The organism is Ideonella sp. B508-1 (assembly GCF_000333615.1).
Lineage (GTDB): Bacteria > Pseudomonadota > Gammaproteobacteria > Burkholderiales > Burkholderiaceae_C > Ideonella.
Genome location: NZ_BADL01000127.1, coordinates 1 through 11,451 on the forward strand (window position 1 = coordinate 1; position 11,451 = coordinate 11,451).

Here is an 11,451-nt window from a genome sequence, read left to right on the forward strand (position 1 = left end):
GGCAACTGGGCACCCTGAGCCAGACCCTCAGCCAGGCTGCCACCACCCACCAGACCGTGGCCTTCTCCGGCCAACTGGGCAGCGGCCAGGCCGGCCAGAGCCGGGTCGACCCGAAAGCCCGCGCCCATCCCCGCCTGGCTCACCCAGGTCAGCGGCATGGTCAGCGCCCAGGATGTGGACCAGGCCCAGGCCGACGCGGCCGGCAAGAACACCCAGGCCAGCGCAGACAAGCTGCCCCACAGCACCGACGCCATCGCCGCCGTCAGCGCCCGTGGCGGCCTGCTGCAAACCGCCGCTAGCGACATCGTCTACGCCGCCGGCGAGAACATCCACCAGGCCAGCGCGCAGGACATCGACCAGGCCGTGGCTGGCGCCTGGCGCCTGCACACCGGCCAGGCCATCGGCATCCTGGGCGGGGCCATCCAGCCCGGCGGCCAGGCCGCGGGCACCGGCGTGACCCTGATCGCCGGGCAGGACCCGCTGACCATCCAGGCCCAGGCCGGCAGCGCCCAGCTGGCCGCGCAAAAGCAGCTGGCCATCCAGAGCCAGAGCGCCAGCGTCAACTGGGCCGCGGCCAAGAAGATCACCCTGGCCACCGCTGGTGGGGCCTCCATCACCCTGGAGGGCGGCAACATCACCTTCGAGTGTCCGGGGACCATCACGGTCAAGGCGGGGAGCAAGAGCTTTGAGGGTGGGGAGAACGTCAGCCAGAAGTTGCCGATCATGCCGCAGGGCGTGTGTCTGGAGTGCCTGCTGCGACGCGCCCAACAGCGCTCGGCCTTTGTATCGAAGGGGGCGTGATGTCTGTCGCCGACGCACCCGTTCGTGAAGCGTCTTCGCCATTGGCGGAGGTACTGGACGACGCACGCAATTGGAGTGCCGCACATCCTGAATCGGCACTGCTGTTGTTTGCGCTGGTCGACCCTGCGCAAGACCGCTCAGCGAGCCAGCGCCTGAGCAAGCTCAGCCAGCAGCACGCCTCTTTGCTGGCTTCGTTCAGTGCGCCGCAAGACAGCGCGCCTCAATTGCTGCTGCTCGACGCAGTGGACAAATTGAGCGAAGAGACATGGCGACTCGTTGAACGCAGCGTCTCCTCCGCAGCGTGCACTTTCCTGTTGAGCGGCTCGTCGCTGAACTCGCTCCAGCAGCACCTGGGACGATTCGTGGACGTGCGCTTGTCCGGCGGCGTCGAGATGCTGCTGGCCCTGTGGGACCCGGCCATCCTGGGGACCCTGGTGGGGCAGGCCGACGACAGCACGCTGCATGTGCCCGGCCCTGTACTCAGCCTCGCGCAGCGCAACGACTTGCTGTCGCCTCTGGTCGCTTGGTGGTATGGCGACCGTGAGCAGCATTGGCATCGCATCGCCGGCAGTGGCCTCAACACGGAGGCCACCCGGGAGACAAAGACGCGCCTGACCTTGACCCAGGCGCAAGAGGACGCCTTGGTCGAGGCCAGCGTGCCGGATCAGGTGCTGTTTCATCTTCAACAGAATCGCCCCAGCCTGCTGAATAACCCGGACCTACCGCACGCGAACTACCATCGGTTCGTGCGGCAGGTGCTTCCAGCTGCCAGGATGCTGGGCCTGGAGGGCATGAGGGACTTGGTGAACTTCGTGGCGCTGTGCTTGATCTACCGCCAGCGGATGGAAACCGATCCCCAGATCCTTCAACTGCTCAATCAAGTCCAGCGCAAGACGTTGACGATGGACGAAGCCATGAAGCGGATGCCGGAATGAAGCGGTTGGCCATCACGGCGAAAGGCGCGGCAGAGCGTTGGGTTGGCTGGGAAGTGGCATCGGTTTGTTTGCTTTGTCTGACGGGCGCGGCCTGCTCACCTTCCGCTGAGTCTGATTCAACCGCCAGTGCCCATGCCGAGGGGCAGGTGGTGTACTTCGATGTGGGGCTCAAGAGCTATTTGGAGCGGCCCATCTTTGATGTGTTTGTCGGTGGACAAGACATAGGCTTGGATGGTGGTCAGCCACATGGTGGGCCTGGGGGGCTGATGACGGGTGTTCAATTTCGGCTGGGGCCGCAAAACGTCTCTTGGCGAGATGCCGGTACGGGGGCGACGACCAAGGCGGTCAATCAACCCGTGTTGACGCCTGATATGGCCAAGCATCAATACTTGGGTGTTCACATCTACCCCGATAACACGGTGGAGTTGGTCCCCGACGATGGCTGGCCTGACCCCACGGCGCGAGGTGAAGAAATCAATCGCCAATGGAGGGCAAGCCATGGCCAATGAGATGACACCTGCAGGGCGAACCAGCAGGGAAGTGGATCAATCGATCCGCCAAGAGATAGCAGCCGGCCCTCGGACGATCCCCGCAGAGCCAGCCAGTGCCAGGACGCTGAGTCACTGGCGCCTTATCGCTGTCTGTGTGCTGTCCATGGTGGGGGCAGCCTGTTCTCCCTCGTCCATTTCTGAATCTTCTGACGGATCAAACAGAGCCATGTCCAACACAAGTGACCAAGTGGTGTACTTCGACGTGAACCTCAAGAGCTACCTGGAGCGGCCCATCTTCGATGTGATGGTCGGTGGACATGATGTCGGTGTGGCAGGGGGGCCTCCTCACGGAGGTCCTGGTGGGCTGATGACGGGTGTTCCTATGCGCTTGGGCCCGCAGACGGTCACTTGGCGTCTTGACGGACCGGAGGGAATGCCGGGCAACGGAGACACGGTATCTGCAGTGAACCGACCCGTGTTGACGTTAGAGATGGCCAAGCATCAATACATGGGCGTTCACATCTACCCTGACAACACCGTGGAGCTGGTCCCCGACGACGGCTGGCCGGATCCAACGGCACGGGGCGAGGAGATCAATCGCCAATGGAGAGCGGCCCATGGCCAATGACAGTGTTTGCACGGGAGCAGCAACCCAGGATGTGAGCAATGCCAAGCCTGCCGCCAAGCAAGATTGTTCCGACGTGATCCACATCTCCGTGTTCTTCGACGGCACGGGGAACAACAAGGACGTAGATGAGGGGGACCAGAAATGGAGCAACCCCGCGCGGATCTGGCGGTCAGCGCAGTTGTTCGCGGAGCAAGCGGGTGGCAATGCTTATCCGATCTATGTGTCCGGGGTAGGCACACCGTTCAATGGGAAGCCGTTGACACCCAAGGATGCGGCAAACATGAAGGTAGAGGATTTCGCCTTGGGCGGAGCCACTGGTGCCGGTGGCACTCGCCGCCTTGACTTTGGGGCTCAGCAAATCAATGACGCGCTCAAGAAGGCCCTGCTGAACAATGCCAAGACCTTGGGCGGCAAGGTGGCGAAGTACGCGGAAGCTGGCAAGAAGCAGAGTTTCAGTGAGGTTAGTCAAGCCCTGGCCCAGCATCGGCTGATTCGGCAGATCAATGTGTCGATCTTTGGGTTCTCGCGCGGCGCGGCCCTGGCTCGAGCGTTCTGCAACCAGTGGCTGTGGCAATGCTCAGAGGACCATGGCAAGCTGAACTATGAGGGCGTGCCAATTCGCTTCTGTTTCTTGGGCCTGTTCGACACGGTGGCGTCTTTTGGGCTGCCCTCTGCCAACGCATCCAATTGGCTGATCGGCGGTGGCTTCAAGGGGCGCGATTTGGTGGTGGACCACCGAGTAGAGCGGTGTGTGCACTATGTGGCCGCCCACGAGCTACGGTTCTCCTTTCCGGTGGATCTGATTCGACGCAATGGGAAGCTCGAAGGTGACTGGGTAGAAAAGGTCTACCCCGGCGTCCACTCGGATGTGGGCGGTGGCTACCAGCCGTTGACGATCAACGGAAAGGCGCAGGCTAACCACAACAACCAAGGCATCGACAACAACTTCGCTCGGATACCCATGCGAGACATGATGGGCGAGGCCGAGATGGCGGGTGTAAGAATCTTGTCTTACACGAACGTCAAGGCGCAGAGTTCTCAGATCTTTCGAGAGCGATTCGAATGCCGCCCCGAAACTGAGAAGAGCTACAAAGCGTATCGCCAGGTCTGCAACCCCACCGGGCCTGTGGAGCAGCAGGTCCGCAAGCACATGGAGCAGCTCTACAGCGCCTATGGAACCCTCCATCGGCAAGGTAGCCCCAGTTTGACCCAGCGTGAACATGCCGCCGGGCAATCTTGGGCGCTGGGGCCAGACGACATGGCGGCAGAAATTGCCAACTACCAGAAGGCGCAGGACAACATCGAGCAGATGGCGCGAAGCTCGGTTCCCTCCGATGCAGCCAGCGGATACATCGCGTCGCAAGGGCTTTACGCCATGTGGATCCAGCCTGCGCAGTGGCAGATGGATGCCTGGAAGCGAAATGCAGCCCCTGGGGCTGTCAAGTTCATTGACAACTGGGTTCACGATTCCAAGGTGGGCTTCCTTGCCAATGGTGAGCCCTTCAGCTACTTCAGCAAGCGCGGCATCAGTGAATCCACGCACAGCGTTCAAGGCTGGTTTGAAGAAAACGTGGTCGGACCCTTCGGACGGGCATACGACGCCACCGCGGACGCCGTGAAGGACACCGCCGATTACGTCGGGAAAAAGGCCGGTCAGGCCTACGATGCCACTGCGGAGGCTGCAAAGAAAACGGGCAGCTATGTGGCCGACAAGGCGTCACAGGCCTACGACGCGACAACCAAGGCGGCATCGCACGCCGTGACAGAAGGCGGGAAGTTGTTGGACGAAGCTGGCACAGCGATCGATCAGGCGACCCAGGACGCGGTGAAGTCCCTCAAGGGAGCGTGGCACAGTCTGAGTGGCGGCTGATCCCGTAATTCCAGGGGGTGTTCGAGGCCTGAGATGGTCCCCGCGGATCTGCCATAGCCCCGCCTGGCACGGCGGCGCCCCGGGCGAGTTCAGCCAGGGCGGCCAGGGCAACGCCGCGGCCCTGTCCGACTAAATAACACGTGCAGCAATGCTCTTAACGGCTTTGATTCTCGATGTTGCGCTTGAAGAGTTGTGCTTGCTGTGGCTTCCGAAGTTTGTTTTGCGAATTCCAAAAGGGGCAGGCGGTGCTCTATTCGGAAGGATATACGCCTCGCAGGTTTTAATCAAAATGTTAATTGACATCATGCAGATGTCATTTGGGGTGGGCGCTCTTCGCGGGCTGATGTTTGCATTATTGGCAAGCATTCAGTGCACCGTATGGGGGGTGCCTGACTCGGGTGTGAGCGCTTCACCACCAGTTGGTGATCAAGCGAGGTTGTCTGATGAGTGGGTATATCAGCGGGCGAAGACGGATTTATATCGGTTCCGATTGAAAATCACCCATGAAGAGGGTGATCGAGTTGTCGTGCACGATATAGAGGTATTGGATGCTAGATCCAATGCAAGGCGGCAGCTGATTTCCGTTGAGGGCGGAGGTGTGGTTTCAACTTCCACCGATAAACTGCTTACTGTGGTAGATGCGAATTTTGACGGATATCCCGACATTTCCGTGATGGCTGCGGATGGCGGTGCCGGGCCCAATGTTACGGATTTCTTTTATATCTATCACCCGCAACAGAAGGATTTCGTCGTCGATGATGAGTTGTCTTCGATGACGCAGGTTTCAATTAATCCGAATGGCACTATCACGTCATCATTTCGTGACGGGTGTTGTAGTCATGGTAATAGCACATATCGCTATCTGGATAATAAATTGACACTGATTGAGTCTCTGGAGGAATCGCTGTCGCTTGATGGGTTGTGGATTGAAACAACGCGAGGCGTTCTTAAGGATGGTCGGATTGCTTATACGACAACAAGAAAGAAGGCTCCAGCTGAGTAGCGCCTATTTAATATTAGTCGGCTGCGTTAATTAATTCGGCCTTCTTTGGGGGATCTTCCATGACTCCACGAGATCTGATGGTTCTTCTTGTTGGGATACCCCTTTGGGGTGCTGTTTTTGCAAGGGGCGCTGATTTAATTTCCTGCAAGCGGGATGGTGATTCGTCTATACTGACTTACGGTCAGGGGGTTGGGTATGAGTCGCCGAAACTTGACCGCGCTGACCTTTGTCACGCTGGGTTCGAATATATCCCGGATTCCGCGTCTCGAGCAGACGGGTTTTTGATACTTTCGCCAGAAGAATTGGGGCTCTCGGCAAAGAGTTTGGTGTACAGGGTCTCATTTAAGACGGCGACTGCGCATCTCATTGGAGATCTCCCGGCGTCTGCTGAAAGGCGGCATGACGGCGTGTATGTTGATTTTTTGCAGGAGGGTGGATCGATTTACATGAACACCTATAACCTTCTGTCGGATAGGATCGACTATTCTTCTGACTCGCTGGAGCTCGTCATTGATGGGGATGTATGCACTGCGCCTGATGGGGCGGTTGGCTCTCTGAGCTCTGGAGGTGGGAGTTGCGATAGCGTTGTGCCTGCGAGTTTCCAAAATCCTATTTGCATTGCTCATTCTGGAAAAAATGCACGCATAGTTGATCGTTCGCTATGTAAGGAACTGGAGAAAGTGCACCCTTGAGATCGCCAAAATGGCTATCAAGGGCGCCGTCCTTGCAGGTGCCGAAATTGATTGCTTCCGGGTTTTAAGGGGCGACCGATATGAATTGGGGTGGAAGTGAGACTCTTCTCCTTTTATTCATGCTGGCGCCCCTTGGTTCAATCGGGTTTGCAGCATGCGCTCAGGCTTCCGAAAAATTCAATGTGACGCTGGAAGGAAGTCGGCTTCGCGTCGATCAGGGTGAATTGGCCAAGAGCTTTCAGTTGAAGCATCTTGTTGATGGCTACGAAGTGGATTGCGACAAGAGGTATCTGGTGGTGTGGGGGAAGACGGAGAAAATAAATCCGTCTAATCCTCAAGATACTGGTGTTAGCTTGATAAATTTAACTGATATGAGGTTTGTTTATCAAGGATTTGGTGGGAAGAATGTCTACGATGCTGAGTATGTGGATGGGAGGCGGGCATTGGTTGTGTTTGAAGATGTTCCGCTAACATTTGATCTCGCCTCGGGTAAGAAAATTCAGGGCGCCGATGCGGTGGATGTGGATTCGCCAAGCTATAAGAAGGAGCAGTGTCCTGATTTTAAATTCAGGTCTTATAGAAAGTACTCGGGGTAGGGCGCCTCTTGGTTTTTTACCACGAGGTGCTGGCGGGCTATGTGGACGACGATCGGGAGCCGAATATCTTGTGGGTCCTCTCACCAAGCAGATATGGCTGAAATTATTGGATGATGAGAACGCTGAAATTGCAGGCTATTGTCATAGCCTTTTCGGGTGCCATCACTGGCATGCCCGCAGTGGCTGCGTCAGATGCAGTGCCTCCAGCCGACCAGGTTCCCATCGCTGCGCCAACAGAGCGCTCCGCTTGGCGAGCACTGATTGAGCCGCTGGCTGACCATCCGGAAATATTGACCAAGGATTGGTCTGCCACTCGCGCCGTGCTCCCCGCGGGTTGCTTCCGGAATGCAAGCAATGGCAGCGTGGATTGCCCGCCGATGGATGGGGTGGTGAAGATATCGGTGTTCCCTGGCCCCTTGGGCATCATCGATATTGTTCTGAAGAAGCCGGCGACCTGTGATGCGCTCTACGATGTGTTGAGTAAGCGCTTTGGCAGGGGTGAGCTGGAAAAGGGCAGTATTTGCCACGCGAGATGGACCCTGGGCAAGCGCGTGCCACACGCCTATGTGAATGTGTCTCCGGGGCGAAAGGATCCCTCCTTGCTTTACCTTCAATTCGCTATTGAGCAAGGTCCCTGATCAATGAACCTCTTGCTCATTGGCGCGTTGGCGGCATTGCCATTCTGCGGGGCTCACGCAGGGGTCAGTATTGAATCGGCTTGCTATCAAAGCGAGAGCTCGCATGGCGCCGCCGGCAAGGCGAGTGCATTCTTTCGTTTCAAGTCGTACCGCGATGACGATGCGCAAAAATATATTGGGGGCATCGTCAATTACAAGAACTCGAAGTCAAGTATTCCCGTTGTCTATGACGATGAGGTTCAGGCTGGAGAGGGCTCTTCGGGTTCATTCCAAAGAACATGGCTGGAGATCATCAATCGAAAGATCGTGGGACAGTATGTGGAGTATGGGGGTTACGATGGGAATCCCGGTGGCCGATACATAAAATATACTGGATTCAAAGACAATAGGGTCGTGGTTTTCAGGGTTGTCATGAATGATGCCCCGTGTTCAGGTGATTAGTTTTCTGGTCCGGGGCGATCGCAGGTTTTCAGCTGAGCAAGTGGAGGATGGTGAACAGTTGGCCCGAACTGATGCGCAAAGCCATCCTTTGCTGTTGTATGGCTTGCCCGGTCATGGCCTTTTCAGAAGTGCGTCTTGAAACGTATTGCTTCAAGATGGACGGCGGGCGAGATGTGCGGCTTGAGTTCCACACGTACTTTGATACCGCAAGTGAAGTCACCTTGGGTTCGGTTCGGTATGGTTCCTCAAAGAAGGGAATTCCACTTGTGCTGTCCGGGGCTCACGCGGATACTTCTTCGAAGGCGGCGAATCCTGTCAGCTCCGCATCGTGGATTGAGTTCGTTGACGGCAAGGTCAATGGAACCTATGAGTTCTCTTCCCAGGGTGGGCAGATTTTCGATCTGACTTACACGAGCAAGGCAAGTGGGAAGAAGACTTCTTTCGTGTTTGAGCCCAATGCAGAGGTTTCCACGGAAGGTGTCTGTACCTGGCCCCACTGATCGAGTCACGCCGACCGCATCTGAAGCAGAAAGAAAAAAGGGGAACGCCTCCCGGCGTGCCCCTTGTCATGTCCAGCCTCCGCTGGTGCGGAGCAGATAGCGCTCAGCGCGCCTTCATCAAGGTCGGTGATTCCAGGTCCAGGTCCTTGGCGTCCAGGATCAGGGGCTTGTCGGCCACGGGCTTGAGGCCTTCGGCCGACTTGGCCATGTCGCCCACCACCACGGTGCGCAGGGCTATGGGGGACCACTGCTTGGCGGCGTAGTCGCGCACTTGCAGGGCGGTCACAGCCTGGATCTCCGGGACGTGGGTCTGGGCGTCGCTCAGCGGGCGGTCGCGGCCGATGAGGTCCAGGGCGACGGCGGCCAGGCCGGCGGTGGTTTCCACCTGGCGGCCATAGCTGCCCACCAGCGCGGCCTTGCGAGCTTCCAGTTCGTCCTGGGCCGGCAGTTCCTGGCCCATGCGGACGATTTCGTCGCGCATCAGCTGGACCACCTGACCGGCCGTGGCGTTGTTGGTCTGGGTGCGGGCGCTCAGCACGCCGCCCACAGGCTGGAAGTCCAGCCCGGCGCCGGCACCGTAGCTCAGGCCGCGCTTGATGCGCACTCCCTGGTTCAGGCGGGCCGAGTAGCCGCCGCCCAGCACCGCGCCGGCAACCTGGGCCACGCGGCGGTCGGGGCTGTCGTAGGGCACGGCCGGGGCCATCACCACCACGCCGCTCTGGCCGGCGCCGGGCAGGTTGATCAGCACGGTCGACGGGGTCTGTGCCTCGGCGGCTTCGCTGCGGGGCTTGGGCAGGGCCATGCGGTTGCCCTTCCAACTGCCCAGCAGTTGGGTGGCCAGGGCCTTGGCCTGTTCCAGCGTCACGTCGCCGGTCACCACCAGGGTGGCCAGCTCGGGGCGCAGCTGCAGGCGGGTGAAGTCCTGCACGTCCTTGCGGCTGATGCGGGCCAGGCTGGCCGGTGTCACCGAGCCGCCGAACACGCTGCTGCCCCACCAGGCGCGCCGGGCCGTCAGACCGGCCAGGGCCATGGGGTCGGACAGGCTGAGCTTCAGGCCGTCGGCGGCCTGCTGCTTCAGGCGGTCCAGCTCGTCGGGGGCCAGGGTGGGGAACAGGGTGCTGTCCACGATCAGGCGGGCGGCCTCGGCCAGCTTGGGCGTGGCCACGGTCATGGTCAGCGCGCTGCCGCGCCAGTCGGTGGCCGAGGACAGCGAGCTGCCCAGGGCTTCGGCCTGCTGGGCGATCTGGCTGGCGCTCAGCCGCTTGCCGGCCACGGTGGCGCCCTGGGTGCGCAGGTCGTTGGCCAGACCGGCCAGGCCGGCGCGGCCTTCAGGGTCCGCCGCCGAGCCCAGGTGCAGGTACAGCGCCACCGACACCAGCGGCAGCGCGTGGCGCTCGGCCACCACCACCCGCACGCCGTTGGGCAGCTGGGCTTCGGTGTAGCTGGGCACTTCCAGCGGGCGCGGGGTGCCGGGCACCGGCGGCTCGTCCACGCCGGGCGTGCCGGCCAGGGCCGGCGCGGCCACCAGGGCCGAGGTGAGGGCGGCCAGGGCCGCCGCAGCCAGCGTGCGGCGGCGCAGGGGGAACAGGGTGCGCATCATCGTTGTCGGGGCCTGGCGGTTCATCCCAGGGCCCCCTGGCTTTCTTGGGTGTAGGTGAGGGTGACGACGGGGCGGCCGATCACGTACTGGTGCAGCACGCGCTGCACGTCCGCGGCCGTCACGGCCTGCAGGCGCTGCAGCTCGCGGTCCACTGCGTCCGGGTCGTTGTACTGGATCATGGCCCAGCCCAGGGCCTGGCCGCGGCCCATGACCGTCTGGCGCTCGTTCAGGGTCGAGGTCAGCAGCTGGGTCTTGATCTTGTCCAACTCGGCTGCGGCAATCGGGCCGCGGGCCAGGGCCTCGATCTCACGCATCAGCGGGGCCACCAGGGTCTGCGGCTGGCGCTGGCCCGACGCGATGGCGTAGGCCGCCAGCAGGCCGGCGTCGGTGTGCAAGTCGGCCTGGAAGCCGGCCGATTGCGCCACCCGCTGGCGGTACACCAGGGCCTGGTTCAAACGCGACGAGTCGCCCGCGCTCAGCAGCGCCTGGGCCACCTGCAGTGCGGGGTTGTCATCCGAGGTGACCTTGGGCCCCTGCCAGATCAGCATCACCGCCGGCAGTGGCACGTTGGGGGCGGTCAGCTTGACCTGGACGGACTTCTCGCGCACCGGCTCGGCCACGTTCACGCGGGGGATGGGCGTGTCCGGGTGGGTCAGCGGGCCGAAGTACTTGTCCACCCAGCGGTTCAGGTCGGCCGGGTCGAAATCGCCGGTGACGATCAGCACCGCGTTGTCGGGCCGGTAGTAGGTGGCGTGGAAGGCCCGCACATCGTCCAGCGACGCGGCCTCCAGGTCCTCGATGCTGCCGATCACCGGCCGCTTGTACGGGTGCTCCAGGTAGCCATTGGGCGCCACCGCCTCGAACAGCCGGCCATAGGGCGCGGCCAGCACGCGCTGGCGGAACTCCTCTTCCACCACCTTGCGTTCGCTGTGGAAGTTGGCCTCGTCCACATTCAGGGTGGACATGCGCTCGGCCTCGGCCCAGAGCAGGCGCTCCAGGTGGTGCGAGGGCACCGTCTCGAAGTAGGCCGTCGTGTCCTCGGCGGTGAAGGCGTTGTTCTCGCCGCCCCCCGATACGCTCACCTGGGCCCGCGACGTGCTGGATGCCGCCGTCGGCGAGCGTGGCGTCTTCGCGTTCCGTGGTCGGATGATCGACGAACCGGTGCTGCGTCACGCCCGCACCCTCCTCGCCCGCGGAATGTGATGCCGCGGCATCCACGGAGGGATCGCGCGGAGGTCAGGTCATCGGATCGCGGC

The 11,451-nt window shown here is 60.9% G+C and carries 12 protein-coding genes; 10 read left to right on the forward strand and 2 right to left on the reverse strand.

What is annotated here, in order from left to right:
* Nucleotides 1–156: 156 nt before the first annotated feature.
* The 10 genes from I73_RS05690 (at nt 157) to I73_RS32400 (ending at nt 8,595) form a co-directional block, all read left to right on the forward strand.
* Nucleotides 157–801 carry a DUF2345 domain-containing protein gene (locus I73_RS05690; RefSeq protein ID WP_022979732.1) on the forward strand — a complete coding sequence of 215 codons (645 nt, stop codon included), beginning with the start codon at nt 157–159 and terminating at the stop codon, nt 799–801.
* Nucleotides 801–1,736, forward strand: a complete 936-nt coding sequence (locus I73_RS30740; RefSeq protein ID WP_083876569.1) for a DUF4123 domain-containing protein — start codon at nt 801–803, stop codon at nt 1,734–1,736. Before I73_RS05690 ends, I73_RS30740 begins: the two co-directional genes overlap by 1 nt.
* Nucleotides 1,733–2,245 carry a hypothetical protein gene (locus I73_RS32370; RefSeq protein ID WP_148289694.1) on the forward strand — a complete coding sequence of 171 codons (513 nt, stop codon included), beginning with the start codon at nt 1,733–1,735 and terminating at the stop codon, nt 2,243–2,245. The genes I73_RS30740 and I73_RS32370 overlap by 4 nt, the downstream gene beginning before the upstream one ends.
* 229 nt (nt 2,246–2,474) lie before the next feature.
* Nucleotides 2,475–2,855, forward strand: a complete 381-nt coding sequence (locus I73_RS32375; protein WP_148289695.1) for a hypothetical protein — start codon at nt 2,475–2,477, stop codon at nt 2,853–2,855.
* The gene (locus I73_RS26210; RefSeq protein WP_022979735.1) at nt 2,845–4,725 is read left to right on the forward strand and encodes a phospholipase effector Tle1 domain-containing protein; all 1,881 of its coding nucleotides are present in this window, start codon (nt 2,845–2,847) and stop codon (nt 4,723–4,725) included. The genes I73_RS32375 and I73_RS26210 overlap by 11 nt, the downstream gene beginning before the upstream one ends.
* Nucleotides 4,726–4,873: 148 nt before the next feature.
* The gene (locus tag I73_RS32380; protein ID WP_159105850.1) at nt 4,874–5,728 is read left to right on the forward strand and encodes a hypothetical protein; all 855 of its coding nucleotides are present in this window, start codon (nt 4,874–4,876) and stop codon (nt 5,726–5,728) included.
* 811 nt (nt 5,729–6,539) lie between these two features.
* A complete protein-coding gene (locus I73_RS32385; RefSeq protein ID WP_148289697.1) occupies nt 6,540–7,016 on the forward strand; it encodes a hypothetical protein in 477 nt (158 codons plus the stop codon).
* Nucleotides 7,017–7,126: 110 nt separating this feature from the next.
* Entirely contained in the window at nt 7,127–7,654 is a 528-nt protein-coding gene (locus tag I73_RS32390) for a hypothetical protein (protein WP_148289698.1), read from the forward strand.
* 3 nt (nt 7,655–7,657) lie between these two features.
* The gene (locus tag I73_RS32395; RefSeq protein ID WP_148289699.1) at nt 7,658–8,095 is read left to right on the forward strand and encodes a hypothetical protein; all 438 of its coding nucleotides are present in this window, start codon (nt 7,658–7,660) and stop codon (nt 8,093–8,095) included.
* Nucleotides 8,096–8,166: 71 nt separating this feature from the next.
* Complete coding sequence (locus tag I73_RS32400) at nt 8,167–8,595, forward strand: hypothetical protein (RefSeq protein WP_148289700.1); 429 nt, start codon at nt 8,167–8,169, stop codon at nt 8,593–8,595.
* 103 nt (nt 8,596–8,698) lie between these two features.
* Here I73_RS32400 and I73_RS05715 read toward each other — a convergent pair whose 3' ends face one another.
* A complete protein-coding gene (locus I73_RS05715; RefSeq protein WP_051049053.1) occupies nt 8,699–10,195 on the reverse strand; it encodes a pitrilysin family protein in 1,497 nt (498 codons plus the stop codon).
* A gap of 20 nt (nt 10,196–10,215) precedes the next feature.
* Nucleotides 10,216–11,277, reverse strand: a complete 1,062-nt coding sequence (locus I73_RS26215) for a pitrilysin family protein (protein WP_051049055.1) — start codon at nt 11,275–11,277, stop codon at nt 10,216–10,218.
* Between the last annotated feature and the right edge of the window lie 174 nt (nt 11,278–11,451).